This window comes from Geomonas oryzisoli (genome assembly GCF_018986915.1).
GTDB classification, from domain to species: domain Bacteria; phylum Desulfobacterota; class Desulfuromonadia; order Geobacterales; family Geobacteraceae; genus Geomonas; species Geomonas oryzisoli.
Map to the genome: position 1 here is coordinate 875,663 of NZ_CP076723.1, position 25,025 is coordinate 900,687.

25 protein-coding genes are annotated in these 25,025 nt (G+C 61.5%); 15 read left to right on the forward strand and 10 right to left on the reverse strand.

Annotated elements, in window-relative coordinates:
* The first annotated feature begins 1 nt into the window (after window position 1).
* The 5 genes from KP004_RS03860 to KP004_RS03880 all read left to right on the forward strand — a co-directional run bounded on the left by KP004_RS03860 (window position 2) and on the right by KP004_RS03880 (window position 5,696).
* Window positions 2-1,915 carry a fumarate reductase/succinate dehydrogenase flavoprotein subunit gene (locus KP004_RS03860; protein ID WP_216801077.1) on the forward strand — a complete coding sequence of 638 codons (1,914 nt, stop codon included), beginning with the start codon at window positions 2-4 and terminating at the stop codon, window positions 1,913-1,915.
* The gene (locus KP004_RS03865) at window positions 1,915-2,655 is read left to right on the forward strand and encodes a succinate dehydrogenase/fumarate reductase iron-sulfur subunit (protein ID WP_216801078.1); all 741 of its coding nucleotides are present in this window, start codon (window positions 1,915-1,917) and stop codon (window positions 2,653-2,655) included. The genes KP004_RS03860 and KP004_RS03865 overlap by 1 nt, the downstream gene beginning before the upstream one ends.
* Window positions 2,656-2,792: 137 nt before the next feature.
* Complete coding sequence (locus KP004_RS03870; protein WP_216801079.1) at window positions 2,793-3,098, forward strand: hypothetical protein; 306 nt, start codon at window positions 2,793-2,795, stop codon at window positions 3,096-3,098.
* Between the two features lie 97 nt (window positions 3,099-3,195).
* Window positions 3,196-4,947 (forward strand): sensor histidine kinase, encoded by a 1,752-nt coding sequence (locus KP004_RS03875; protein WP_239026931.1) that lies wholly within the window; start codon window positions 3,196-3,198, stop codon window positions 4,945-4,947.
* Window positions 4,948-4,958: 11 nt separating this feature from the next.
* A complete protein-coding gene (locus KP004_RS03880) occupies window positions 4,959-5,696 on the forward strand; it encodes an alpha/beta hydrolase (RefSeq protein ID WP_216801080.1) in 738 nt (245 codons plus the stop codon).
* A gap of 186 nt (window positions 5,697-5,882) precedes the next feature.
* Here KP004_RS03880 and KP004_RS03885 read toward each other — a convergent pair whose 3' ends face one another.
* On the reverse strand, window positions 5,883-6,383 hold the full coding sequence (locus KP004_RS03885) for a rubrerythrin family protein (protein ID WP_216801081.1): 501 nt from the start codon (window positions 6,381-6,383) through the stop codon (window positions 5,883-5,885).
* 220 nt (window positions 6,384-6,603) lie between these two features.
* Between KP004_RS03885 and KP004_RS03890 the strand changes: the two genes are divergently transcribed.
* Complete coding sequence (locus KP004_RS03890) at window positions 6,604-7,188, forward strand: exopolysaccharide biosynthesis protein (RefSeq protein WP_216801082.1); 585 nt, start codon at window positions 6,604-6,606, stop codon at window positions 7,186-7,188.
* Window positions 7,189-7,198: 10 nt separating this feature from the next.
* On the opposite strand, the gene KP004_RS03895 is transcribed toward KP004_RS03890, so the two are convergent.
* Both KP004_RS03895 and KP004_RS03900 read right to left on the reverse strand, forming a co-directional pair.
* On the reverse strand, window positions 7,199-7,522 hold the full coding sequence (locus tag KP004_RS03895; RefSeq protein WP_216801083.1) for a cupin domain-containing protein: 324 nt from the start codon (window positions 7,520-7,522) through the stop codon (window positions 7,199-7,201).
* Window positions 7,523-7,623: 101 nt separating this feature from the next.
* Window positions 7,624-8,100 carry a tRNA (cytidine(34)-2'-O)-methyltransferase gene (locus KP004_RS03900; RefSeq protein WP_216801084.1) on the reverse strand — a complete coding sequence of 159 codons (477 nt, stop codon included), beginning with the start codon at window positions 8,098-8,100 and terminating at the stop codon, window positions 7,624-7,626.
* Window positions 8,101-8,364: 264 nt separating this feature from the next.
* Between KP004_RS03900 and trpB the strand changes: the two genes are divergently transcribed.
* The 4 genes from trpB (at window position 8,365) to KP004_RS03920 (ending at window position 13,082) form a co-directional block, all read left to right on the forward strand.
* Window positions 8,365-9,555 (forward strand): tryptophan synthase subunit beta, encoded by a 1,191-nt coding sequence (gene trpB, locus KP004_RS03905; protein ID WP_216801085.1) that lies wholly within the window; start codon window positions 8,365-8,367, stop codon window positions 9,553-9,555.
* Between the two features lie 239 nt (window positions 9,556-9,794).
* The gene (locus tag KP004_RS03910; RefSeq protein WP_216801086.1) at window positions 9,795-10,487 is read left to right on the forward strand and encodes a transglycosylase SLT domain-containing protein; all 693 of its coding nucleotides are present in this window, start codon (window positions 9,795-9,797) and stop codon (window positions 10,485-10,487) included.
* Window positions 10,488-10,587: 100 nt separating this feature from the next.
* Window positions 10,588-11,082: an LEA/WHy family protein gene (locus KP004_RS03915; RefSeq protein WP_216801087.1), complete on the forward strand. Its 495-nt coding sequence runs from the start codon at window positions 10,588-10,590 to the stop codon at window positions 11,080-11,082.
* 101 nt (window positions 11,083-11,183) lie between these two features.
* Window positions 11,184-13,082, forward strand: coding sequence for an ABC-F family ATP-binding cassette domain-containing protein (locus KP004_RS03920; RefSeq protein WP_216801088.1), 1,899 nt, complete (start codon window positions 11,184-11,186; stop codon window positions 13,080-13,082).
* Between the two features lie 298 nt (window positions 13,083-13,380).
* On the opposite strand, the gene KP004_RS03925 is transcribed toward KP004_RS03920, so the two are convergent.
* The 7 genes from KP004_RS03925 to KP004_RS03955 form a co-directional block, all read right to left on the reverse strand.
* Window positions 13,381-14,088, reverse strand: a complete 708-nt coding sequence (locus KP004_RS03925) for a DnaA/Hda family protein (RefSeq protein ID WP_216801089.1) — start codon at window positions 14,086-14,088, stop codon at window positions 13,381-13,383.
* Window position 14,089: 1 nt separating this feature from the next.
* Window positions 14,090-15,103 (reverse strand): Holliday junction branch migration DNA helicase RuvB, encoded by a 1,014-nt coding sequence (gene ruvB / locus KP004_RS03930; RefSeq protein WP_216801090.1) that lies wholly within the window; start codon window positions 15,101-15,103, stop codon window positions 14,090-14,092.
* Between the two features lie 86 nt (window positions 15,104-15,189).
* A complete protein-coding gene (locus tag KP004_RS03935) occupies window positions 15,190-17,511 on the reverse strand; it encodes an ATP-binding protein (protein ID WP_216801091.1) in 2,322 nt (773 codons plus the stop codon).
* 77 nt (window positions 17,512-17,588) lie between these two features.
* Entirely contained in the window at window positions 17,589-18,608 is a 1,020-nt protein-coding gene (locus KP004_RS03940) for a transglutaminase-like domain-containing protein (protein WP_216801092.1), read from the reverse strand.
* A gap of 226 nt (window positions 18,609-18,834) precedes the next feature.
* On the reverse strand, window positions 18,835-19,434 hold the full coding sequence (gene ruvA, locus KP004_RS03945) for a Holliday junction branch migration protein RuvA (protein ID WP_216801093.1): 600 nt from the start codon (window positions 19,432-19,434) through the stop codon (window positions 18,835-18,837).
* Window positions 19,435-19,502: 68 nt separating this feature from the next.
* On the reverse strand, window positions 19,503-19,997 hold the full coding sequence (gene ruvC / locus KP004_RS03950) for a crossover junction endodeoxyribonuclease RuvC (protein WP_216801094.1): 495 nt from the start codon (window positions 19,995-19,997) through the stop codon (window positions 19,503-19,505).
* A gap of 213 nt (window positions 19,998-20,210) precedes the next feature.
* Window positions 20,211-20,954: a YebC/PmpR family DNA-binding transcriptional regulator gene (locus KP004_RS03955; protein WP_183349474.1), complete on the reverse strand. Its 744-nt coding sequence runs from the start codon at window positions 20,952-20,954 to the stop codon at window positions 20,211-20,213.
* A gap of 144 nt (window positions 20,955-21,098) precedes the next feature.
* On the opposite strand from KP004_RS03955, the gene KP004_RS03960 reads away from it, so the two are divergent.
* The 5 genes from KP004_RS03960 (at window position 21,099) to KP004_RS03980 (ending at window position 25,025) form a co-directional block, all read left to right on the forward strand.
* Entirely contained in the window at window positions 21,099-21,467 is a 369-nt protein-coding gene (locus KP004_RS03960; protein ID WP_216801095.1) for a hypothetical protein, read from the forward strand.
* 128 nt (window positions 21,468-21,595) lie between these two features.
* Window positions 21,596-22,585 (forward strand): NAD(P)H-quinone oxidoreductase, encoded by a 990-nt coding sequence (locus KP004_RS03965; RefSeq protein ID WP_216801097.1) that lies wholly within the window; start codon window positions 21,596-21,598, stop codon window positions 22,583-22,585.
* Window positions 22,586-22,706: 121 nt separating this feature from the next.
* Entirely contained in the window at window positions 22,707-23,318 is a 612-nt protein-coding gene (locus KP004_RS03970) for a MarC family protein (RefSeq protein ID WP_216801098.1), read from the forward strand.
* Between the two features lie 222 nt (window positions 23,319-23,540).
* Entirely contained in the window at window positions 23,541-23,873 is a 333-nt protein-coding gene (locus tag KP004_RS03975) for a hypothetical protein (protein ID WP_216801099.1), read from the forward strand.
* Between the two features lie 204 nt (window positions 23,874-24,077).
* Window positions 24,078-25,025, forward strand: coding sequence for a glycosyltransferase family 2 protein (locus tag KP004_RS03980; RefSeq protein ID WP_216801100.1), 948 nt, complete (start codon window positions 24,078-24,080; stop codon window positions 25,023-25,025).

Below are 25,025 nucleotides of genomic sequence, written 5' to 3' on the forward strand. Positions count from 1 at the left end.
AGTGATACTCGACGGAAAATGTCCGAAAGGACCGATTCAGACCTCGTGGGACAGGCACCGCTTCGATCTGAAGCTGGTTAACCCCGCCAACAAGCGTAAGTACAAGGTTCTCGTTGTCGGCACCGGCCTGGCCGGTGGCGCAGCCGCAGCCTCCCTGGGTGAGCTCGGCTACAACGTCGAAGCCTTCTGCTATCAGGACAGCGCACGCCGCGCCCACTCCATCGCAGCGCAGGGCGGCATCAACGCAGCGAAAAACTACCCCAACGACGGCGACAGCATCTACCGTCTGTTCTACGACACCATCAAGGGCGGCGACTTCCGTGCCCGCGAGGCGGACGTGTGGCGTCTGGCCCAGGTGTCCAACAACATCATCGACCAGTGCGTGGCCCAGGGCGTTCCGTTCGCCCGCGACTACGCAGGCTACCTGGACAACCGCTCCTTCGGCGGCGCCCAGGTTTCCCGTACCTTCTACGCCCGCGGCCAAACGGGTCAGCAGCTCCTTCTGGGCGCTTACTCGGCTCTGTCCCGCCAGGTGAAAGCCGGCACCGTCAAGCTCTTCGCCCGCACCGAGATGCTGGACCTCGTGGTGGTCGACGGCGAGGCCAAAGGCATCACCGTGCGCGACCTGATCACCGGTGAGATCCGCACCCATGTGGGTGACGCGGTTGTCCTTGCTACCGGCGGCTACGTGAACGTCTTCTACCTCTCCACCAACGCGATGGGCTGCTCGGTCACCGCGAACTGGCGTGCCCACAAAAAAGGCGCCTTCTTCGCGAACCCCTGCTACACCCAGATCCACCCGACCTGCATCCCGCAGTCCGGCGACCACCAGTCGAAACTGACCCTCATGTCCGAGTCCCTCAGAAACGACGGCCGCTGCTGGGCACCGAAGAAAAAGGGCGACAACCGTCACCCCAACGACATCCCGGAAGAAGAGCGCGACTACTACCTGGAGCGTAAGTACCCCTCCTTCGGTAACCTCGCTCCCCGCGACATCGCCTCCCGCGCAGCCAAAGAGCAGTGCGACGACGGCCGCGGCGTCGGCCCCGGCGGCCGCGGTGTGAACCTCGACTTCTCCGCCGCCATCAAGCGCGTGGGCGAGCACACCATCCGCGAGCGCTACGGCAACCTCTTCGAGATGTACGAGAAGATCACCGACGAGAACGCGTACAAACAGCCGATGCGCATGTACCCGGCACCGCACTACTCCATGGGCGGCCTCTGGGTCGACTACAACTGCGAGAGCAACGTCCCGGGCCTCTTCGTCCTGGGCGAGGCAAACTTCTCCGTTCACGGCGCGAACCGCCTCGGTGCTTCCGCGCTGATGCAGGGTCTGGCCGACGGCTACTTCGTTATCCCCTACACCATCGCCAACTACCTGGCCAAGACCAAGCCGGGCACCGTCAGCGCCGACCACCCCGAGTGCAAGAAGTCGGTCGAGGACGTCAAGGCCTACAACAACCGCCTCCTGAACATCAACGGCAAGAAGACCGTGTCCGAGTTCCACCGCGAACTGGGCAAGATCATGTGGGAAAACGTTGGCATGGCGAGGAGCGAAGAGAGCCTCAAGGACGCCATCAAGCGTATCCCGGTCCTGCGCGAGGAGTTCTGGAACAACGTCAAGGTCACCGGCAAAGGCGAGGAGCTCAACCAGCAGCTCGAGAACGCCGGCCGCGTGGCGGACTTCCTCGAGTTCGGCGAGCTGATGGCGAAGGACGCCCTGCACAGGAACGAGTCCTGCGGCGGCCACTTCCGCGTCGAGCACCAGATGCCGGACGGCGAGGCAAAGCGCGACGACGAGAACTACTGCTACGTTGGAGCCTGGGAGTTCAAAGGTGTCGACAAGGAGCCCGAACTGCACAAGGAGCCGTTGACGTTCGAAAACGTTCATCTGGCGGTAAGGAGTTATAAATAATGAACCTCACACTACACGTATGGCGCCAAAGTGGCCCCAAAGCTCCGGGCAAGCTCGAGCAGTACGAGGCCAAAAACGTAAGCCCCGACCAGTCCTTCCTGGAGATGCTCGACGAAGTGAACGAGCACCTGATCAAAGAAGGCAAAGACCCGATCGCATTCGACCACGACTGCCGCGAAGGGATCTGCGGGATGTGCTCCCAGGTCATCAACGGCGTGCCGCACGGCGGCCAGGAGCGCACCACCGTCTGCCAGCTGCACATGAGGCGCTTCAACGACGGCGACACCATCTACATCGAGCCGTGGCGTGCGCTCGCTTTCCCGGTCCAGAAGGACCTGATCGTGGACAGAAACGCCCTTGAGAAGATCATGCAGGCCGGTGGCTACACCTCCTGCCACACCGGCGGTGTTGCCGACGGCAATGCCATCCTGGTGCCCAAGCAGGACGCCGATTACGCCATGGACGCCGCCGAGTGCATCGGCTGCGGCGCCTGCGTCGCCGCCTGCCCCAACGGCTCCGCGATGCTGTACACCTCGGCCAAGGTTGCCCAGCTGGCAGCCCTGCCGCAGGGCCAGGCGGAGGCCGCCGAGCGCGTCTGCGCCATGACCGAGGCGATGCAGGAAGCCGGCTTCGGCAACTGCTCCAACCACTACGAGTGCATGGCGGCGTGCCCGAAAGGGATCAACGTCAAGTTCATCGCGAAGCTGAACCGCGAGTACCAGAAAGCGCTCTTCAAGTAACAAGGGGCGCACCAGCAGTAAAACGGGGCGGAAGGGAAACCTTCCGCCCTTTTTGCGTCTGCGCGCCCCTTTATTCCTTGATTCAGACGGGGAATTGGCTTAATTTCTGGCGCAGCCGACTTCAGCCGGGGAGTGATATGGAACTTTTGACCTATGTCTTCGTAGCCAACATATTTCTGACCTTCATCGACGCCACCATAGGGTACTACGCCGCACCGGCAATCGCCGCGCTGGCGGGGAGCGATCAAGAGGAGGCCGAGGGATCGGTCAGGGGCATCCGCAGCCTCTTGTCCTTCGTGGTGGCCCTGTACATGTTCTTCAACTGCCTGGCCTTCTTCGACCGAACCCCGTGGCTTTTGTATCTCACCACGGCCGTCCTCGTCGTCGACGTCACGGCACAACTGGTCATTATTCGCAAGGTGACCGGGGCCAGGGGGCGCTGAGGTGGAGGGGGCTGAAAAAAGTGTTTATCAGTCCTTGCTAATGTGTTATTTTTAGCGCTCTGCTTCAGCTTTAGCTGGCAGCAGCGCGCGAGGTAACATGAGCGAGATGCGATCTCTCATTGCGACACTCAAATCCAACATCTGGCAAAGGGGGAGCTCTACCATGGAGCAACACCTCTTTGTACTGCTGTGTCTGACGGCAGCCGCCGCCTCGTTTTTTGTCGTCATCCCGACCAACTATCTGCAGCACCTCCCTGTCTATATAAACGTCTGTGTCGCCGTCTTCGGTGCACTCACACTGTTGCTCCTGCTTGAGACCCGCCGGGATCGCTACCACACGACCATGCTCTTTTTCCTGTTCATGGCCCTGCTTAACCTGATCTGGTTTCCCAACGGCGCCTCCGAGGGGAGTCTCCCGAGCTACTTTTTCTGCCTGTTGATGTATCTTCCCATCTTCTTCAGGGGGCGGACTCGTTGGCTCCCTTTGCTGCTGACGGTGCTCGATGCGGTGGCCTTGATGGTGCTGGAGTTGCAGTTCCCTGAGTGGGCGACACCGTTTCGGACCGAGCAAGACCGCATCGCCGACAACATTATCGGATTCGCCGTCACCGCCCTTTGTTGTACGGTGATGCTCTGGACGCTGCTGAGAAGCTACGAAACGGAACAGAACCGGCTGGTCGGGCTTAACGAAGAGCTGCAGCGCCTGGTCGTTGAACGTGCCGCGGTGGAAGGGGCCTTGCTGCAGAATCGGGAGTTGCTCAACTCGGTGATCGACGGCACGACCGATGCGGTTTTCGTAAAAGACATCAGCGGACGCTACCTCCTGTTTAATGCGGCGGCCTGCCACATGACGGGGAAGAGCCTCGACCAGGTGCTGGGCAGGGACGACAACGAGGTGTTCCCGCAGGAGGTGGCACGCGCGGTCATGGAGATGGACCGGGAGGTCTTGCAGGGCAACCAGGCGATGACGGTGGAGCGGGAGTTGAAGACCGGCAGCGGTGCCCCCTGGGTCCTGGAGGTGATCAAGGGCCCCCTGCACAACAAGCAGGGAGATGTCGTAGGGCTTTTCGGCATCGCCCGTGACGTGACGCAGAGCCGGCGCATGGCCGAGGAACTGCGACTTTTGAACCAGGAGCTCGAGCGGCGGGTGGTCGAGCGGACGGAGCGGCTGGAATCGGCGATGCAGGAGCAGGAAGCCTTCAGCTACTCGGTCTCCCACGATCTGCGCGGCCCTTTGCGGCACATCAACAGCTACGGCTCGATATTGCTGGAGGAATTCGGTCCCTCCCTGGCACCCGAGGCGAAGGGGTACCTGGAGCGGATCCGCACCTCCAGCAAGAGGATGGGGGACCTGATCGACGACCTGCTGGAGCTGTCGCGCATCGGGCGTTCCGACCTGAAGAAGGTGGAGGTGAGCCTGAGCGACCTCGCCTTCGGCATCGGCTGCAAGCTGCAGGACGCCGAGCCGGCACGCCGGGTCGACTTCCTGATCGAGCCGGGCTTGCAGGTGGAGGGGGACCGGCTGCTCCTTGAGCTGATGCTGGAGAACCTGGTCGGCAACGCCTGGAAGTACTCGAGCGTCCGGGCACGTGCCCGAATCGAGTTCGGGTGCTGCCGCCACGACGGCAAGGGCGCCTTTTTCATAAAAGACAACGGCGTCGGGTTCGACATGGCCTACCAGGACAAGCTGTTTGGGGCGTTCCAACGCCTGCACGGCGCTGAATTCGAGGGGACGGGCATTGGGCTCGCAACGGTGAAGCGGATTGTGGAACGCCATGGCGGGGCGGTCTGGGCCAACGGGGTGGTGGATCAGGGGGCGACCGTTTACTTCACTTTGCCGCGGTGCTAGGAGGGGATGCCATGTCACGGCTTCGCCTCTTGTTACTGGTGTGCCTGGCGGCTCTCGTTATGAGTGCGGCGGCGTGGCAGCGGCAGCTCCTGTATTTCCCGACCCACCACGACCGTAGCAACGGGTTGACGCCGTGGCGCGACGGTGGAGAGGTAGTCGGCTTTGCGCGGATCGTTGCCTCGCCTCGAAATGTCTGGCTCATGTTGCATGGCAACGGCGGCCAGGCCAGCGACCGCGCCTACGCGCTCCCCTCGTTTGCCGCCGAAGACAGCGTCTATATCCTGGAATACCCGGGGTACGGCCGGCGCCCCGGTACGCCTTCCAAAGAGGCGCTGAACCGTGCGGCGCAGCAGGGGTACCAGCTGCTGCGGCAGCAGTATCCGGCGACGCCGGTATGCGTCGTTGGCGAGTCCCTGGGGAGCGGCCCCGCCTGTTCCCTGGCCGCCATGGTTCCGCCGCCGGACAAGATCGTGCTGGTGGCACCGTTCGACAAACTGCACCGGGTGGCGCAGTACCACTACTGGTTCCTGCCGGTGCGCCTGCTCCTTTCCGACGATTGGGACAACATCAAGGCACTCAAGGGGTATTGGGGCAGGGTGGAGATCTTCGGCGCCAGAGAGGACGAGGTGATTCCGGAGAAGTTCGCCAAAAGCTTAGCCGACAGCAGGCCGGGCACAATGTTCCGGGAGATCGAAGGTGGGCACAACGACTGGTCGACGCCGGGGCGGGTGAGCATCAGGAACCCATAGAACCTGGAGTCATTAACGCAAAGACGCAAAGGCGCAGAGGCGCAAAGAAAGGCTTTGAGGGGTGAAAACCTCTACGACTTTCTCTGCGGCTTAGCGCCTTTGCGTCTTTGCGTCTTTGCGTCTTTGCGTGAGTTTTTCCAGGGGTAAAGGAAGGGCGCTGCCGATTTCGGCAGCGCCCTTTTCGCATCAGGCGATCCTGGTGAACTTGTCTTTCGGCACCAGACACACCTCGCACTTGTCGGGCGCCTCGTCGTAGACCGTGTTGCCGCAAACTTCGCAGACGTAGATGGGGCGGTCGGCGAGATCGACGCCGTTTTGCACCGCTGCCAGGGCCTGCTGGTACAGGTCATGATGGACTTCCTCCACCGCCAGGGCGAACTTGAAGGAGTTCTCCGCGGCACGGTGCCCCTCCTGTTTCGCCTGCTCGAGGAAGGGGGGGTACATCTTCTGGAACTCGAACCCTTCTCCCTCGATGGCTTCTTTCAGGTTGTCGACGGTGCTCTTGATCCCGTCCATGGCGCGCAGATGCGCGTGGGCATGAACCGTCTCGGCATGTGCCGCAGCGCGGAACAGCTTCGCTACCTGCGGCAGCCCCTCCGCCTCGGCCTTCTTGGCAAATGCAAGGTATTTACGGTTGGCTTGGCTCTCTCCGGCAAACGCCTCGGCAAGGTTATCCCTGGTAGACATCTCTTCCTCCTCGTTATGTGAAAATGTGCAGTTGAATATAACGAGGCATCTGTCCCAGTCAAGGCGGGTAGCACATTATATTTATCTGATATGTATACCTTTTTTGGCTATAGCAGGCGAGGGGTCAGTGTTCTTGACATTAACATATGCCAATGTACTCTTCGTGGGTGTCGCCGAAAGAGTGTCGGTAGCGCTTTCGGCGGCACCAGAGAGGGGCGGCATGGCGCGAGAGATTACCACTCTTCAGGAGATGCTGGACCGGATCGGAGATTCAGCGGACGACACGGGGCGCGTTTCTTTGGGGAAAATAGTGGAGTCGGTGGGGAACAGGTCCTTCGGGCCGCTGCTGCTCATGGTGGGGATCATCGCCGCTTCACCCTTGAGCGGCATGCCGGGCGTGCCGACCGCCACCGGGGTCCTGATCCTGTTGATCGCGGCGCAGCTTTTCTTCCGTAGGGACCATTTCTGGCTCCCAAAGTGGTTGCTGCGACGCTCTCTGGCCCAGGAGAAGGTCCATAAGGCGGTCAGGTGGCTGCGTCCCGCGGCGCGGTTCATCGACCGGGTGTTGCGCCCACGCATGCCCGCGTTAATCCGGGGGGGGAGCATCTACCTGATCTCGTTCGCCTGCGCGTCCATCGCGGTCGTCATGCCGGTCATGGAACTGGTCCCGTTCTCGGCGCACGGCGCGGGGCTCGCGCTGACGGCGTTCGGGCTGGCCCTGATCTCGCGCGACGGGCTCCTGGCGCTGATCGCGTTCACGGTGACAGCAGTCAGTTTTGCCCTGGTGATCTACCAGTTCAGCTGAAACGCAAAGGCTAGGGGAGGTACTCCTTGCGCACCGGGGAGAACACCTCGATGGCCACAGAATCTTCAAGTATTTCTGCGTTGTGCTCAGCGCCACCCGCGATGCACCAGCTGTCCCCCGGCAGCACCTCCTGTTTGTTCTCACCGATGCTGAGCCTGATCCGGCCGCTTACCAGATAACCCGTCTGTTCGTGCGGGTGGCTGTGCACCGGCAGCAGCGCCCCCTTATCCAGCAGGAATTCCACCATCAGCGTTTTCTCCCCGTGTACCAGGGTCTTCTGGCGGATCCCCGGGAGTACCTGCCGGTAACCCGCATCGCTTTTCCTTTCGAACATGCACTTCTCCTTTTGGTTCATTCCCCCTCCACAGCTTGCGGCTTCACTCACCCCCCGGCCCCCTCCCGTCAAGGGAGGGGGGGGCGCAATCGTTGTCCCGCTTACGCGCCTTCGAGCGCGCCGGTCTGGCGCAGCGCCTCGTAGAGTACGATCCCCGCGGAGGTGGAGAGGTTCAGGCTGCGCACCTTCCCGATGATCGGGATGCGCACCGCGGTCTCCGGGTTGGCCTCGATGAGCTCCTCAGGGAGCCCTTTGGTTTCCTTGCCGAAAACGATGAAGTCGCCGGGGCGGAAGCCGAACTCAAGGTAGCTTTTGGGGGCCTTCTTGCTGGTGTAGATGAACCGCCCTTCGGGGAAGGCACGTTGCAGGGACTCCAGGTCGTCCCAGTAGCGGATGTCGACTTCGCTCCAGTAGTCCAGCCCGGCGCGCTTTAGGTAGCGGTCGTCGGTGGAGAAGCCGAGTTTGCCGACCAGGTGCAGGACGGTGCCGGTGGCGCCGCAAAGCCGGGCGATGTTGCCAGTGTTGGGGGGAATCTCGGGTTCCACCAGCACTATGTGAAAAGGTTGTTGCAAGGACATCGTTGACCTCGTGAAGGCGGTTTTTCGGGAAGCGAAAAAGACCTCTGTCAGAGAAAAAAATGGCACTGGATGAGGCCGATTTGGGCCTCGAAAAAGAGCTTCCGAGGCTGGTGATATTTGTAGCTCAAAGCAAAAAATAAGGCAAAGATAAACGGCTAAAAGTGAGTAACGGCGGGGGGTTGTCTGAAGGGTGGGCTCTGTAAGCTTGCAATTTATCGACAGATAGTCTATAATCCTTCCCTCACACACCTACCGGAGGCAACTTTGGATACGCCTGACAACAGTGGTCACTTCGGCCGTTTCGGCGGCAGATACGTCTCGGAAACGCTCATGCCGGCGCTGCTCGAACTCGAGAAAGCCTACAACCATTTTCGCAACGAAAAGGGGTTTCAGGAGGAGTTCGCCTACTACCTGCGCCAGTACGTCGGGCGTCCCAACCCGCTCTATTTCGCCGAGAAACTGAGTCGGAAAATGGGGGGCGCGAAGATCTATCTGAAGCGCGAGGACCTGAACCACACCGGCGCGCACAAGGTGAACAACACCATCGGCCAGGCGCTGCTCGCCAAGCGGATGGGCAAGAAAAAGGTGATCGCCGAGACCGGCGCCGGCCAGCACGGTGTGGCGACGGCGACCGTCGCGGCGCTGTTCGGGATGGAGTGCGAGGTGTTCATGGGCGAGGAGGATATCCGTCGCCAGTCCCTGAACGTGTTCCGCATGAAGCTTCTGGGCGCCAAGGTCAACCCGGTCAGTTCCGGCACCGCGACCCTGAAGGACGCCATGAACGAGGCAATGCGCCAGTGGGTGACCAACGTGGAGGATACCTTCTACATCATAGGCACCGTCGCAGGCCCCCATCCCTACCCGGTCATGGTGCGCGACTTCCAGGCCATCATCGGCCAGGAGGCGAGGGCGCAGCACCTGGAGGCCGAGGGGAGGCTCCCCGACTACCTGGTCGCCGCGGTCGGCGGAGGAAGCAACGCCATCGGGCTGTTCCATCCTTTCGTCAACGATGAGTCGGTGCAGATGATCGGCGTCGAGGCTGCCGGCTACGGTATCGACAGCGGCAAGCATGCCGCACCGCTTTCCGCCGGCACCGTCGGCGTGCTGCACGGCAACAAAACGTACCTTCTGCAGGACGAGTTCGGTCAGATCGCCCATGCCCATTCCATTTCCGCCGGACTGGACTACCCGGGCGTGGGACCGGAGCACTCGTACCTGAAGGAGATCGGACGGGCCAGCTACGTCTCCGTCACCGATGACGAGGCCCTGGACGCGTTCCAGGTGTTGACCCGTGAAGAGGGGATCATCCCCGCACTGGAGTCTTCCCACGCAGTGGCCCATGCGCTGCGTCTGGCTCCGACACTTTCCGCCAATGAGAGCATCGTCGTCTGTCTGTCGGGCAGGGGCGATAAGGACATCCATACCGTGGCTGATGTTATGGGGGTGCAGCTTTAATATAGAAAATTCGAGGCTTTAGTGGGGGAGCTCCGCTGGGCGGGGCTCCCTTTTTATTCGGTGAGATTGTTAAAATCTAATGTGCGGGTTGCAATGTTAGTCGGATTTGATTACACTAATAACCTCAGATTGGCGACGAGCCAATGTGATTCCAATGAAAGGAGATGATTGGCGCGGGCTTCACTACCGACATTTAGTATCTCTACCTAAAGCCGGCAAAAGCCATTCAACAACGATTTATGAAACGAAAAATTGTAGTGCTGGTCGCGGTGCTCATGATGACGGCATCGTGCGACCAGTCCCACCTGCAGCAGGCGCAGGTCCCGGTGACTCCCTCGGTGTCGGAGTCGGACCGGGCGCTGCTCACCTGGGCGGAGGGGAGCGAGAAGCAGGGTGAGAAATCTCCCGCCTCGGCCCCCGTCGTGCAGATGGATCTGCCCAAGGCGGCAGAGCTGGACGGGAGGAAGAAACTGGTTCCCGCCATTTACGCCACGTTTGCCCGCCGGACTACACCGGCCCGGGCCAAGTGGCTCGCCGAGATCTGCTACGAGAAAACGGAGGGAACGAAATTCACGCCGCTGGACCTGGCTGAGATAGCTCTGGCGGAAACAGGCGGACACAAGCTCTCATCGAGAGCGGTATCCCCCAAGGGTGCTCTGGGGGTCTGGCAGTTGATGCCGGAGCGGGCGGAAAGCCATGGCTACACGCCGCAGGACATGTGGGACGACGAGAAGTGCGCGGAAGCGGCCGTGAAGGAACTGTACGAGAAGCTGGACATGGCCAAGGGGAACATGGGCCGCGCCAAGCGGCTCTACTGCGGAACCGGGCCGGCGGCAAGGGCCTACGACAAGATCCGCAAGCGCTTCAGGACGGAGATACTGCGGGAGATGCAAAGAGGCATGCTGATGCAGCAGGTCGCTGTCAACGGATAGTCCTTTTGCTGTTTGAGGTTTGGTTGTGCTATAGTGGGCGGGTTCTTTCGGGGACCCGCCCGCTTTGTTTTCGGGCTACCGCCTTTTCAGGAGTCAGGTTGTGAGAAAAATCTTTGCCCTTTTGTTAGTCGTCGTCCTTCTTTCCGGGTGCACCAAGCTGGTCAATGCGCCGCTGGTCACCGTTCAGGACCTGAACGTGGTTTCGGTGGATCCAACCGGTGCAGGAATGGAGCTGGACCTCAGGGTGCAGAACACCAACAGTTTCGATGTGAAGCTGCAGGGATACAGCTATGACATCAAGATCATGGCGCTGCCGCTGGCCAAGGGGGGCGCGCGGGAGGAGATAAACTTCCCCGCCCACGAGGAAACCGACGTCCGCATCCCGATCCGCATCACCTATGCAGACCTTCTGGAGATCCTGAAGCGCAGGCCGGACCCGGACAAGATCCCGTACCAGCTCGCGGCGGGGCTCGACCTGGAGACCCCGGTGGGCCAGATGACGGTCCCGGTCAAAAAGAGCGGCACCTACGCCATTCCCAAGAAGTACCGCCCGGCAGCCATCTTCGGCAAGCTCGCCGACTTCCTCAAATTCTAAAACCGTTGGCCACGGAGAAAATCTGAGGACATCTGAGAGAGCCTTTTTGAGGGTTCTTGGATATCCACTTTCCCCCGTGGCTTGGCTTTGATGGAGATGTTATGAACGTAGTTGATATCACGGGGCTTTCCAAGAGCTTCGGCTCCCGCGTCCTGATGGACGGCGTCACCTTCGCGGTGGGGGAGGACGAGCGGGTCGGGCTGATCGGCGCCAACGGCGCCGGCAAGTCGACGCTACTTACCATTCTGGCCGGCGCCGAGGACCGTGACGGCGGCTCCATCGCCATGAAACGCGGCGCCTCGGTCGGCTACCTGAGCCAGGAGCCGGTGCTGGACGAGACGGCCACCGTCGCCGCCGAGATCGAGAGCGGCCTCACCGCCATCCGTGCCGCCATGGCGAGCTTCAACGAGCTCTCCGAGAAGATGGCGGCAAACCCGCCGGACATGGACCGGCTGCTGGCCCGCCAGGGGGAGCTCTCGGTCTGGATCGAGCACCACGGCGGCTGGAACACGGACCACCGCGTGCTGGAGATGATGACCCACCTGCAGCTCCCCGACCCGCACCAGGTGATCGGCACCCTTTCCGGCGGGACCAAGCGCCGCGTCGCGCTGGCGAAGCTCTTGTTGCAGGCGCCCGAGCTGCTGCTTTTGGACGAGCCGACCAACCACCTGGACGCGGACACCACCCAGTGGCTCCAGGAGCACCTGAAGGCGTACCCGGGCGCGGTCATGCTGATCACCCACGACCGCTATTTCCTGGACCAGGTGGTGACCCGGATGCTGGAACTGGAGCGTGGCGCCCTCATCTCCTACCAGGGGGGGTACTCGACCTACCTCACCCTCCGGGAAGAGCGGCTCATGGGCGAGGCGAGCCGCCGCTCGCGCCTTTTGAACCTGCTGCGTGTCGAAACCGACTGGATCCGTCGCGGTCCCCCGGCGCGCTCCACCAAGCAGAAGGCGAGGATCGACCGCTACCATGCGCTCGAAGAGAGCCTGTCCGGCCCGGGGCGCCGGGATCTCAAGATCGGCTTCAACACCGACGAAGGGTTGGGCGGCACCATCCTCGAGTTGGATGGCGTGGCTAAAGGGTTCGGAGCGAGGAAGCTGCTGAACCGCCTCAGTTTCGGGATGAAGCGCGGCGACCGGATCGGCGTGATCGGTCCCAACGGCTGCGGCAAGACGACGCTGATCCGGATGATCATGGGCGAGGAGGAGCCCGACCAGGGAAAGGTCGTGGTCGGCAAGAAGACCAAGATCTCCTACTTCGACCAGCTGCGCGAGGTGCTCGACCCCGACCAGACCATCTACGACTTTTTCGGCGAGGGGGACTATGTGACCACCGCCAACGGGGAGAAGCGGCACAAGATCGGCTACCTGGAGGACTTCCTGTTCTCGGGTGAGGACCGCAGGCGCCCGGTGGGGAGCCTGTCCGGCGGCGAGAAGAGCCGTCTGATCCTGGCGAGGCTCATGCTGCAGGACTCGAACCTGCTGGTGCTTGACGAGCCTACCAACGACCTGGATATCCCGACCCTGCAGTTGCTCGACGCCTCCATCTCTGCCTTTCCCGGCTGCGTCCTCATGGTGACCCACGACCGCTTCTTCCTGGACAAGGTGGCGACCGGCATCCTGGCCTTCGAAGGAGACGGAGAGGTGATCTTCTACGAGGGGAACTACAGCAACTACCGCGAGCGCAAGGAGGCGGACCGTGCCGCGGCGTCGGCGCTGCGGGTCGAGAAGAAGGAGGCCCAGGCGGCCAAGGTGGAGAAGCCCAAGAAGGGGCTCACCTACGCCGAGCGGATCGAGCTGGAAAAGCTGGAGGGGAGCATCGAGGTGCTGGAGCAGGAGTTCGCCCGGGTGCAGGAACTCTTGGGGGATCCTTCCCGCTACGATACGGTCGAGGGCGGCATCGCCGCCATTACCGCCGACTACGGCAGGCTCGAGGGTGAACTGGCCACTGCCTACGGGCGGTGGGAGGAGCTGGAGACGAAGAAGGGAGGTTGATCAATTGACAATGGACAATGGACAATTGACAACTAAAACCGGTGAGGCAAGCAATCGATGCTAGGCACTTATGTACACAGTTGACAATTTAAACCCGTGAGGGGAGCAATCGCTGCTGATGACAAAGGCTTCTGGAGAAAGATCTCTCAGAAGCCTTTTTCTTTTTCCTGTGCGGCAACGTGCCTACTGGAGTGAAGGAAGAGAAGGGGGACAGGCACCTGGCGGAGCCAGTCCCCTGGTCGGGCCTTGTCAGATGCAAGGGGCACAGACACCGTTGTCAATTGTCCATTGTCAATTGTCAATTGCCTTTGAAGATTTCCTTGGCCAGCCTGAGACTCACCTTCCTCTTGGTGGCGATGGCGGTGCGGTTGATGGTCTCCAGCGCGTAGACGAGCGACGGGATGTCGCGCCGCACCTTCAGAAGCATCTCGTCGATCACCTCGTCGGGCAGGGTCATCTGCCGGTCTTCGGCGAGCTTCTTCAGGATCATGCGCCGGGATTCGTCATCTGATACGTCCATGCGCGCCACCAGCCCCCACAGTAGCCGGCTGGTCAGGTGCCCGTCCAGGTGCGGCAGCTCCTTGGGGGGGGTGAGGCCGGAGATGGCAATCTTTTTCCCCGCACTGTAAAAGGCGTTGAACAGCTCCCATAGCTCCACCCGCAACTCCTGGCGGTCCGGAAGCAGGTTCAGATCGTCCAGGATGAGGGCCTTGGCGCCGGCGAAGTGCTCGGCCAGACGCGAGGGCCCTTCGCTGGGGTAGCTTTTACCGTAGAGGGCGTCGGCGTCGCGGAAGGAAAAGTACCTGCCGTCGATGGCGCTCGCGAGGGCGGTCAAGAGGTGGGTCTTGCCGGAACCTTCGGGGCCGTAGATGTAGAGGAGATTTTCGGCGTCGCTGCCGCCGGCGAGCCTCTGGGCGAACTGGTAGGCGGTCTTGTTGCCGCCGCAGACCACGAAGTTCTCGAAGCAAAAGCGCGGCACGACCGGGAAGTCGAAGATCATCTGCATGCTAGAACAACCTTCCCTGCGGCGGATCAGGCGCGATCCGGCCGAAATGGCTGTAGGCTGCGGCGGTGGCCACGCGTCCCCTCGGGGTGCGGTTCAGGAAACCGTTCTGGATCAGGAAGGGCTCGTAGACGTCCTCGATGGTGTCGCTCTCTTCGCTGATGGCTGCCGCAATGGTGTCCAGCCCCACCGGGCCACCCCCGAACTTGTCGATGATGGTCAACAGGATGGCGCGGTCCATGGTGTCGAAGCCCATGTCGTCGATCTCCAAGAGCGCCAGCGCCTGGTCCGCCACCTCGCGGGTGATGACGCCGTCGGCGCGCACCTGGGCGAAGTCGCGCACGCGGCGCAGCAGGCGGTTGGCGATCCTCGGCGTGCCGCGGCTTCTGCGCGCCAGTTCCAGGGCACCGTCGGCCGCGATGTCCATCCCGAAGATGCGCGCGGAACGGGTGATGATGAAGGCGAGCTCGTCGTGGGTGTAGAATTCGAGCCGCGAGATCACCCCGAAGCGGTCCCTGAGCGGGGACGACAGGAGCCCGGCACGGGTGGTGGCGCCGACCAGGGTGAACTTGGGGAGGTCGAGCTTGATGGTGCGCGCGCTCGGCCCCTGGCCGATGATGATGTCGAGCTGGAAGTCCTCCATGGCGGGGTAGAGGATCTCCTCCACCACGTGGGAGAGACGGTGGATCTCGTCGATGAAGAGGACGTCGTGCGGCTCGAGGTTGGTGAGGATGGCGGCCAGGTCGCCCGGCCGCTCGATCACCGGGCCGGAGGTGGACTTGATGTTCACCCCCATCTCGCAGGCGATGATGTTGGCCAGGGTGGTCTTCCCCAGGCCCGGGGGGCCGTAGAGCAGTACGTGGTCCAGCGCCTCGCCCCTGCCGCGCGCGGCGTCGATGAAGAGCCCGAGGTTCCCCTTGGCCTTTTCCTGTCCCACATAGTCCGCCAACGCGCGGGGGCGCAGCGATGCTTCAAGGAGGTCGTCTTCGGATCTCTCGGCGCTGATAAAGCGGGTCATACTTCTCCTTGCCGGCGGCTCATGCCGCCCGAATGCAGGGAGCCAAATTATAACAGTTGAAGGTAAAGGTCAAGGGGCATGCCCGGTTAGCTCGCCGACTGCAGCAGCTCGTGGGTCTTGGCCAAAAGGGTGGTGGCGGAGAACGGTTTGGCGAGAAACGGGGCGTCCCAGTCGAGGAGGTCCTGCAGTGATCCCGACTTGGCCGGATAGCCGGAGATGAACATCACCTTGAGCTGCGGCTGCTGCTCACGGATTGCCTGGTACAGCTGCGGGCCGCTCATGCCGGGCATGACCACGTCGGATACCATGAGGTCGAAGCTGGTACGGGAACATGCCTCGATCGCCTCGGTGCCGTTCCCCACGCTGGTCACGTCGTAACCCTGGTCCTGCAGCGCGCTCTCGAGGAAATCCCGCACGGCTTGCTCGTCCTCGACCACGAGGATCCGGCCCCGTCCGCGCGGGATGGTCTTGGTTTCCTGTGGCGCCTTGGCCGCTTCCATCCCTTCGATGCGGGGCAGATAGATCCTGAACGTGGTCCCCTTGCCCGGCTCGCTGTACACCGACACGCTTCCCTGGTGCTGCTTGACCACCCCGTGCACCGTGGAGAGACCGAGGCCGGTCCCTTCGCCGGGCCCCTTGGTGGTGAAGAAGGGCTCGAAGATGCGGGTCTTGGTTTCCTCGTTCATCCCCTTGCCGGTATCGCTCACTGAAATCACGACGTAGCGCCCGGGAAGCATCCCTTCCTCGAGCCAGCGGTCCGAGCCCTGCAGCACCACGGCTGCCGTCTCGATGGTGAGAGTGCCCCCGGGAGGCATGGCGTCCCGGGCGTTGACGGCGAGGTTGAGCAGGACCTGCTGCAGTTGTCCGGCGTCGGCCCTGATGCAGAGCTCCTCGGAGGCCAGCTTGACCTGGAACTTGATGTCCTCGCTGATCAGGCGCCTCAGCATCTTGGTTTGAGACAGCACCTCGTCGTTCAGGTTCAGCTCCTTCATGGAGAGGACCTGCTTGCGGCTGAAGGCGAGGATCTGCCGGGTCAGATCGGCGGCGCGGGTGGCGGCGTCCATCACGCCGTGGATCGCTTTCGCCCCCTTGGAGTCCGGCGCCACGTCGTTGAGGGCTATCTCGGCACCGCCGATGATGGCGGTGAGCAGGTTGTTGAAGTCGTGTGCTATGCCCCCTGCCAGTACCCCGATCCCTTCCAGTTTCTGTGCCTGGAGCAGTTGTCTCTCCAGCATGGTGCGCTGGGAGATGTCGAGGAAGGTGACCACGCCGCCCACCAGTTCTTCATCACGCAGGATGGGGTGGGACCAGTACTCCACGGGGAAGGAGGTCCCGTCCTTTCTCCGGAAGGTCTCGTTCACGGTGTGGTTGCCGCGGCCGTCGTTGAGCATGCGGCAGATGGGGCAGTCGGCTTCAGCCAGCGCGCTTCCGTCCGAGGCCGCGTGCCCGAGGAACCGGTGCATCCGGCTGCCGACGATCTCCTCGGGGAGGTCGTAGCCGAGGAGTCTCACGCAGGCGGGGTTGCAGAAGGTGCAGGTGCCCTCACGGCTGACGGCGAAGATCGCCTCGGCGGTTGAATTGAACAGGAGCCGGATGTGCTCCTCCCGTTCCGCCAGCGTTTCGCGCACCCGGATCTGGTCCTCCAGGGCCTGCTGCAACTGTGCGGTGCGCCTCGCCACCGTCTCCTCCAATTCGTGCTTGAACATGAGAGTCGAGGAAAAGCGTTCCGCCATCTCGTTGAAGGCCGCGGCAATTTCCGCGATCTCCCGGTGCGGGTCCGGCTGCACACGGCTGGAAAAATCGCCGGAGCTGATCTCTCGGATGCCATCGAGCAGGGGAGTGATGGAGCGGTTCAGCAGCCTGCGCACGATGGCGAGACCAAGGGAGAGTGCGACCACCGATCCCACTACCACCGCCATCGCGGTTCTGATGATCAGTACCCGCTCCGTTTTGGTGATCGGGTCCAGGTCGACGCCCACTGCGACCACGGCGATCTGTTCCCCGCCGGCGAGGGAGGTTATGGTTCCGAAGGTCATCTCGCTTCGGGCGACGCTCTCCTTGGACTGGGCGCGCACGGGGAAGTCGTATTCCTTCATGCCTCCGATGACCTCTTTCATCCAACGTGCCGCCAGCACCTCCCCGTCCAGGGACTTCACCATTACGAAGGCGACTTCCGGCTCAGCGGTGGCAGCCTCGAGGATGTGCCCGATGTGCCCCAGATCGCCCTTTTGCATCGGGGCATAGACATTGCTGGTCACCTGGCGTCCAACCATCTCCACCCGGTGTTCCAGGTCGCTGCGGAGCGTTGTCCTCTGCTGCGAGACGAAGAAAAAGCCGATGGTGCTGCCCAGCGCCAGGATGACGATCAGTAGTATCAGGTTGATGGAGATGTTGAGGCTCAGGCGCATGAGGGCTCCTGCTTACCCTCTGCTGGAGGGCGGGGAGTCCGGCACTGTTGTCCGGGGCGTCGGCGCGGCACCGGATCTCAGCGTTCCCGGAAGGTCACGGTGTAGGCGAAGCTTTTAGGGCGGCAGTAGTCGAGGGCGTGGCCGTCCACCTCTGCGTAGGGGTACATGAAGTAGTTGACGGTTTCCTTGTTCCCCTCGCTGAAGACGATGCCCCGTCCCCCTTTTTGCAGCACGATGCGGTACTCGTCGACGGCGCCGAAGTAGTATTCGCGGTAGGGCTTGGCGCCCGTCTTGTCCAGCTTCTTCTCCAGTACTGCCTTGGTAACGTCGGCCGGGTCCACCGGCACCCACCCCGTACCGGGCAGGTAGAATTCAGCCCAGCAGTGGTGCCCGTTGGAGATGTCTGTCTGCCCCGGCCGCCCAAGTCTCAGGCCGAACACCTCGCGCGCCGGCACACCGGCGGCGCGGGCCAGCGCCACGAAAAGCGTACTGAGGTCGGCGCATTTGCCGCTGCGGGCGGCGAGTGTGGCCTGGACGTTGCCCACACCGCACCCGGGCACGTTCGGGTCGCGCCGGGTGTTGTCGACCACCCAGTCGTACACCGCCCGTGCCTTGGGAAGGATTCCCTTTTTGCCCTTGGTGATCTGGTGCGAGAGCGACTTCACCTTCTTGTCCTCGGAGGGGATCCAGAACTCCGACTTGACGTATTTCGCCACCTCGGGCGGGATGGGTACCGCTTTCTCCTCGAGCCTTGCGACCTTGCGTTCCTTGGCCGTCGCCTCGAAGGTCACGTTTATGTGACGCTCCTTATGCGGGCCGCGCCATTGGGTGTAGAGGTACAACGCACCGCTTTGGGGTTCACGGGACAGGGTGAAGGTGGAATAGTTGCCGTTGAACTGCAGGTTGTCGATCTTTTGATTGAGGTCGGAGGTGGGGTAGGGGAACCACATCTTCACATCTTGAGCTTGCTGGGGTGAGGTCACCGTTATGGCGAAGGTCACGGTGCCGCTTCGCTCCTTGCTCGGGGCACTAAAAGATGCCAATGGGACCGCCCAGACTATGAAGAAGACTAATGCCGCCGTGATTGCTGCACGCATGGTTTCTCCTTTCCTCGATCAAGACGCAAAGCGGGGACTGGATCAATACTCGGCTAGTATATCTCGCGACGTTCTACTATCAATGACCAGCTGTTTACTTACAGTGAAAGCGGTGGCTATAACTTTTGGATAAAGGAATCAGGTAGAGTCGGGGACGGAGATGAGAGTGCTTAAGGGGAGCTGCAATTGTCAGAGCCGGAGCGGTTTTTCATGCTCCGGCTCCCTTTTATTTCATAAGTTTCTTGAGGGCCTGCTTGAGAAGTGACTCCACCGTGGCGTCTTCGGGAAATTTGAGCTCCGCCAGTGCTTTTTGTACTACGTTCTCCTTGTAGCCGAGGTTGATCAAAGCAGAGAGGACGTCCTCGCGGATCTCCGGTTTGGCCGGTGCGGCTGCAGTGCCCGGTGCCGCGGCCGTCATCCCCAGCTTTTTCATCTTTTCCTTGAGTTCCAGCACCAGTCTTTCGGCGGTTTTCTTGCCGATACCCGGGATGGCGGAGAGCCTCGCGATGTTGCCGCTCACCAGCGATTCCGAGAGCTCCGAAGGCTCGCTGTTGGAGAGGATGCTGTTGGCGAGTTTGGGGCCGACGCCTGAGACCCCGATCAGCAGCTGGAACAGTTCCTTTTCCTGCTGGGTGCGGAAACCGTACAGGTTGATCGCGTCCTCCTTCACGGAGGTGTGCACCTGCAGGGTGGTCGTGCCCCCTTCGGCGGGGAGTGCGTAGTAGGTGGAAAAGGGGATGAAGACCTGGTAACCCACGCCGTTCACGTCGAGGATGACGTAGTCGGGTGCCTTGTGTGCGATCTTTCCGGTGAGAAGGGCGATCATCTAAACCTCAATGGACAATTGACAATTGACAACGGGATCTTGTGCTAACGCGGGTTGCGGCGTCCAGGCTAGCGCATGCTTTTCAACAGGGTGCTGATGCCGGCGGAGTGGGCGTGGCAGATGGCGACGGCGAGGGCGTCGGAGGCATCTTCCTGGGCCACCTCGGGGAGGTTCAAAAGGGCCTTGATCATCTGCTGCACCTGCGTTTTCTCGGCGCGGCCGGTTCCCACCACCGCCTGCTTCACCTGCATGGCCGTGTACTCGTGCACGGGGAGCCCCACGTTGACCGCGGCGACGATGGCCGCGCCGCGCGCCTGCCCCAGTTTCAGCGCGCTCATGGCGTTCTTGGCCAGGAACACGTCTTCCACCGCCACCACCTCGGGCTGGTACTCGGCGATGATCGCGGAGAGGCCGGTGAAGATCTTCTCCAGCCGCTGCGGGAAGTCTTTCGCGCTCTGGGTGAAGATGGCGCCGTTGTCGATGTGGACCAGGCGGTTTCCCTGCTTGGAGATGAGGCCGTAGCCGGTCTTGCGGGAGCCGGGGTCGATGCCGAGAATGATCATGTCAAAACCTTAAAACCATTAGCCACGGAGAAAATCTGAGGAAATCTTAGAAAGGCAAAGACTTTGAGTAAAGACAAAAGCCGTTGGCTCTCAGATGTAGGTTCTCTCAGAAGTTCTCAGATTTTCTCCGTGGCCAATGGTTTTGTTTCTGATTCAAATAAAAAAGCGCGGGGAGTGCCCGCGCTCTTAGTATCACAAAACAACACGCTTTTGCTACATCATCTTTTCCATGTCCTCGGCGGAGATGTCGAAGTTGGCGTAGACGTTCTGGACGTCGTCGTTGTCCTCGAGACGGTCCATCAGCTTCAGCATGTTCTCGGCGTTCTTACCTTCCAGCTTGACCATGGTCTGCGGGATCATGGTGATCTCCGCGGACTCCGGCTTGAAGCCTGCCGCCTCGAGCGCGGTCTTCACCTGGTGGAACGCGGTCGGGTCGGTCAGTACCTCGTACTGCTCGTCTTCATCGGCGACGTCGTCGGCGCCGGCCTCGATGGCGGCCTCGAAGAGCTTGTCGAAATCGGTGCTCTTCGGGTACACCAGGAGCCCCTTCTTGTCGAAGAGCCAGGAGACGCAGCCGGTCTCGCCCATGTTGCCGTTGCACTTGGAGAAGGTGCTCCTGACATCGGAAACGGTGCGGTTGCGGTTGTCGGTCATGACCTCCACCAGGACGGCGGTGCCGCCCGGACCGTACCCTTCGTAGGTGGTCTCCTCGTAGTTCACGCCTTCCATCCCGCCCACGCCCTTCTTGATGGCGCGCTCGACGTTGTCCTTGGGCATGTTCTCGCCCTTTGCCTTATCGATAGCAGTCCTCAGGCGCGGGTTCCCATCCGGGTCGCCACCGCCGAGCTTAGCGGCAACGGTGATTTCCTTGATCAGCTTGGTGAATATCTTGCCGCGCTTGGCATCCGCGGCGCCTTTCTTGTGCTTGATGGTACTCCATTTATTATGGCCTGACATGATCTGCTTCCTTTCCGATCAATTTGTGAATGAAACGCGAAATACTAGCACGCCCAAAAGAGTGTTGTAAAGTGGGAAAATGGCAGTTAAACTGTGTCGCTGGACCCGCACCGAGCGGAGATACGACTCCGATAGGGAGAGATCATGAACCTGTTCTGCCGGACACTGAAACGCTTCTCGCCTCTGCTTTTGCTGCTGTGCCTCATGCTGTCTGTCATCGGCTGCACCAGGATCGCCTTAAGGCGCGATGCTCCCCCCATACTTGCCCAGGACGAGCTCCTGCGTCCCTATAACAAGGTGGGGACCATCGAGGTGCACCGCGTGCGCTATGGCGACAAGGAGGACCTTACCCCTGCCGATTACAGCTGGGCCAACGACGCCCTGCGCGCGGAGGCGGCCAAGATCGGAGCCGACGCCGTGATCCTGCCCGAAATCAAAGTCGAGATGGACACCTACATCTTCTTCCCCAAGAGCGAGATCACCGCGCGGGGGACTGCCATAAAATTCCGCTGACTTTTTCCTGCTCCTGAGAGAATTCCGTTGATAAAGGGCGCACATTTTTGAGATAGTGTGCGCCGTATACACTATCGTGGCCGAGTGACTCGGCTGCCATGAATTCAATCGATACAGGAGGGAAGGCCATGAAAGCGGTACTTATGGAAGGTTTCGGCGGCGTCGAGGTGCTCAAGGTGGGCGAGGTGGACAAGCCCGCCCCCAAGGAAAACGAGGTGCTGATCAAGGTGCACGCCACCTCGATCAACCGCCCCGACCTCGTGCAGCGCGAGGGGAAATATCCCCCCCCGCCCGGCGACTCCGATATCCTGGGGCTCGAGGTGGCCGGCGTCATCGAGGAGCTGGGCGCGGGCGTTACCGGGTGGAAGGTGGGTGACCGCGTGGTGTCGCTGGTGGGCGGCGGCGGTTACGCCGAGTACGCCGTGGCCTACGCCAATCACCTGATGCCGATCCCGGAAACGGTCAGCTTCGAGGAAGCTGCCTGCATCTGCGAGTCGTACATAACCGCCTTCTTGAACGTGTTCATGATCGGCGGGCTTGAAGACGGCCAGACCGCGATCCTGCACGGCGGCGGCGGCGGCGTCAACACCGCGGCCATCCAGCTCTGCAAGGCCCTGACCCCCAACGCCAAGCTGATCGTCACGGCCTCGCCCGAGAAGCTCGAGCGGGTTAAGGAGCTGGGCGCGGACCTGGTGATCAACTTCCGCGAGACCCCGGATTTCAGTGAAGCCGTCAAGGAGTTCACCAACAAGAAAGGGGTGGACGTGATCCTGGACCATGTCGGCGCCAAGTACCTCGCCCCCAACATGAACTCGCTGGGGTACAAGGGGCGGCTGGTCATCATCGGCGTCATCTCCGGCATCAAGGCCGAGCTTAACCTCGCGCTCATGATGGTGAAGCGTCAACAGATCATCGGCAGCGTGCTCCGCTCCCGCCCGGTTTCCGAGAAGGGTGAGATCGCCGCCGAGTTCGTGCGTCGCGCCATGCCCAAGTTTGCCGACCGCACCATCGTGCCGATCATCGAGAAGGTGTTCCCCATCGACCAGGTGGTCGAGGCACACAAGATGATGGAAGAAGACAAGCACTTCGGCAAGATCGTGCTGAAGGTAGCGCAATAAAAAACCGGCTCACGCAAAGACGCGAAGACGCAAAGAAAGACAATTAAGAACGGTTTGGTAGTTCTTTGCGACTTTGCGGCTTTGCGTGACCGCCTTTAGAAAAGGAGAGTGCCGTAACAGGATGGAAGCTTATTCGGATTTTTTCTTCACCGTGTGGATCAGGTTCTTCTTCCTGCTCACCCCCTTCTTCGTACTCTCCACCTTCCTGGCCATGACGCCGGAGTTGACCGCCCGTGAGCGGCGCTCGACCGCCGTCAGGGTGACCCTCGCCGTCATGGTCGCCTGCTTCGTCCTGTACTCCTTCGGCAACACCCTGTTCTCGCTGTTCGGGATCACGCTCGACTCCTTCAGGATCGGGGCGGGGAGCCTTTTGTTCCTCTCGGCGGTGCACATGGTGCACGGCGACGACAGCGCGCCCGCGAGCGAAAAGCGCGACGCCATCTCGGTCGTCCCCCTGGCGATCCCCGTCACGGTCGGCCCCGGTACCACCGGCGCGCTCCTGGTCATGGGCGCCGAGGTGCAGCACAACTGGCAGGTGTTCGTGGGGCTCGCCGCCCTCGCCATGGCCGTCTTGTGCGTCGGCATCCTCCTGGTCTGCGCCTCGTTCATCGAGCACATCGTCGGCAAGAAGGGGATCACCATCTTAAGCAAGTTGACCGGTCTCTTCGTCGCCGCGCTTGCCGCCCAGATCGTCTTCACCGGGGTCAGGAATTTCCTGAAGATCGGAGCTTAAGAGATAAAAGCCCAACACAGAGGGAAGACTTCAATGGCTTTTCAACACCTCCCTCAGGGAATCCCGATGTCTCGGTGTTACGTTGGTGTGCAGGCCCTAATTTCCTGATTGACTTGGTCCCCCGTTTCACGTTATGTTCCGCGCTGCCTTGCTTGTTGTGCAGTTCAAACTGACAGCAAAATTGCGGTGGGGCGTGATCTTGGTGGAGCCAGCCTGAGAACCATGGTGAACAGCAGAAAGGTACAAGTAGCAGCCGCGTTCGCCGTGATCTTCTTCCTGGTTTTCGCAGGTATGAGGATCGCGCTCCTCGACCGCTCCCCGGGACCCAAGCCCAAGCCGCGGGCCGTCCTCAACCTCTCCGTCCAGAAAGAAGCCTCCGCCTCAAGCTCCAACTGCAACAACGCTTGCCCCGTTCACGCCATCGACTGCGAATTCCAGCGCCGCTGCCCCAACCTACCAGCCGGTCACCGCGTCGTATGGACCGGGCTCGTCGCTGCTGGCACCGAAAGTCCCTACACACCGACCCTTCCCGGTCGTTCCCCACCCTCCTGCTGATCTCCTGACTCGTTCCCAAACCGGCCGGTGTAGCCGCACCTTTGCCTGTCGCAGCCGCGACAAGATCGGGTCGCGTCATGCCTGTGCCACGGTGCGTCCTGCCCGGCTGCTTGAGCTGCTTGAGCTGCGGGGGAGCCGTCGTGCCCTGTCGCGCGGCCGGAGCCTTGCCACGTCCCCCTGGGGACACCAGCGCGGAAGAGTGCCATGCCTCTCATATCCATCGTCATACCTGTATATAACGCCGAGAAGACCATAGCGTCCCTGTGCCAGGCCTTGGTCTCTCAACTAAAGGACCAATACCGGGTTGAGATCGTCCTCGTGAACGACTACAGCCGCGACGGCTCCGCTGTGGTATGCCGGCGGCTCCACGAAGAGTACCCGGAGACGGTGACCTACCTCGCCCTGTCACGCAATTTCGGCGAACATAATGCCGTGATGGCGGGGCTGAACCAGACGCGCGGCGACTACGTGGTCGTTATGGACGACGACTTCCAGAATCCGCCTGCAGAGGTGCCAAAGCTGCTGTCGGAGATCGCCAAGGGTTACGACGTGGTCTACTCCCAGTACGATAAGAAGAATGACAGCTGGTTCCGCAACCTCGGGAGCTATCTCAACGGCACGCTCGCCCGCGTCACCCTCGACAAGCCGGCCAGCCTCTACCTCTCGAGCTTCAAGGTGATGAACCGCTTCCTGGTCGACCATCTCGTCGCGCACAAAAGCCCCAACGTCTACATCGACGCACTGATCCTGCGCAGCACCCGCAACATAGGTACCGCGCTGGTCCGGCACGAGCCGCGCCACCACGGGAGGAGCGGGTATTCCCTGAAGAAGCTGGTCGACCTGTGGGGCAACGTCTTCGTGAGTTACTCGCTGATCCCGCTGCGCCTGGTGGCGATAGCCGGCGCGGTTTTGACCCTTACGGGGGTCTATTCGGTCTCGGCCATGCTGATCCGGGGATGGCTGCCCATGCTCAGCGATCCCAGCGATATCGAGTCGTTGAACTCCATCCTCGTGTTCTTCCGCGGCGTGCAACTGCTGGCGACGGGAATCGTCGGCGAGTACGTGGGGCGCATCTACCTCAAGTTGAACCAGGATCCGCAATTTATCGTCAGGGAGAGCTGGACCGCGGGGAGCGACGGCAATGGCGGGTAA

Bases quoted from the DNA above. Each gene is read 5' to 3' on its own strand.
- KP004_RS03980 (WP_216801100.1), top strand. From the start codon at position 24,078: ATGCCTCTCATATCCATCGTCATACCTGTATATAACGCCGAGAAGACC.
- KP004_RS03970 (WP_216801098.1), top strand. From the start codon at position 22,707: ATGGAAGCTTATTCGGATTTTTTCTTCACCGTGTGGATCAGGTTCTTC.
- KP004_RS03875 (WP_239026931.1), top strand. From the start codon at position 3,196: ATGAGCGAGATGCGATCTCTCATTGCGACACTCAAATCCAACATCTGG.
- ruvA (WP_216801093.1), bottom strand. From the start codon at position 19,434: ATGATCGCCCTTCTCACCGGAAAGATCGCACACAAGGCACCCGACTAC.
- KP004_RS03920 (WP_216801088.1), top strand. From the start codon at position 11,184: ATGAACGTAGTTGATATCACGGGGCTTTCCAAGAGCTTCGGCTCCCGC.
- KP004_RS03955 (WP_183349474.1), bottom strand. From the start codon at position 20,954: ATGTCAGGCCATAATAAATGGAGTACCATCAAGCACAAGAAAGGCGCC.
- KP004_RS03895 (WP_216801083.1), bottom strand. From the start codon at position 7,522: ATGTTCGAAAGGAAAAGCGATGCGGGTTACCGGCAGGTACTCCCGGGG.
- KP004_RS03935 (WP_216801091.1), bottom strand. From the start codon at position 17,511: ATGCGCCTGAGCCTCAACATCTCCATCAACCTGATACTACTGATCGTC.
- KP004_RS03925 (WP_216801089.1), bottom strand. From the start codon at position 14,088: ATGCAGATGATCTTCGACTTCCCGGTCGTGCCGCGCTTTTGCTTCGAG.
- KP004_RS03975 (WP_216801099.1), top strand. From the start codon at position 23,541: ATGGTGAACAGCAGAAAGGTACAAGTAGCAGCCGCGTTCGCCGTGATC.
- KP004_RS03890 (WP_216801082.1), top strand. From the start codon at position 6,604: ATGGCGCGAGAGATTACCACTCTTCAGGAGATGCTGGACCGGATCGGA.
- KP004_RS03880 (WP_216801080.1), top strand. From the start codon at position 4,959: ATGTCACGGCTTCGCCTCTTGTTACTGGTGTGCCTGGCGGCTCTCGTT.
- ruvC (WP_216801094.1), bottom strand. From the start codon at position 19,997: ATGATCATTCTCGGCATCGACCCCGGCTCCCGCAAGACCGGCTACGGC.
- KP004_RS03885 (WP_216801081.1), bottom strand. From the start codon at position 6,383: ATGTCTACCAGGGATAACCTTGCCGAGGCGTTTGCCGGAGAGAGCCAA.
- KP004_RS03910 (WP_216801086.1), top strand. From the start codon at position 9,795: ATGAAACGAAAAATTGTAGTGCTGGTCGCGGTGCTCATGATGACGGCA.
- KP004_RS03865 (WP_216801078.1), top strand. From the start codon at position 1,915: ATGAACCTCACACTACACGTATGGCGCCAAAGTGGCCCCAAAGCTCCG.
- KP004_RS03900 (WP_216801084.1), bottom strand. From the start codon at position 8,100: ATGTCCTTGCAACAACCTTTTCACATAGTGCTGGTGGAACCCGAGATT.
- KP004_RS03965 (WP_216801097.1), top strand. From the start codon at position 21,596: ATGAAAGCGGTACTTATGGAAGGTTTCGGCGGCGTCGAGGTGCTCAAG.
- ruvB (WP_216801090.1), bottom strand. From the start codon at position 15,103: ATGACCCGCTTTATCAGCGCCGAGAGATCCGAAGACGACCTCCTTGAA.
- KP004_RS03870 (WP_216801079.1), top strand. From the start codon at position 2,793: ATGGAACTTTTGACCTATGTCTTCGTAGCCAACATATTTCTGACCTTC.
- KP004_RS03960 (WP_216801095.1), top strand. From the start codon at position 21,099: ATGAACCTGTTCTGCCGGACACTGAAACGCTTCTCGCCTCTGCTTTTG.
- KP004_RS03940 (WP_216801092.1), bottom strand. From the start codon at position 18,608: ATGCGTGCAGCAATCACGGCGGCATTAGTCTTCTTCATAGTCTGGGCG.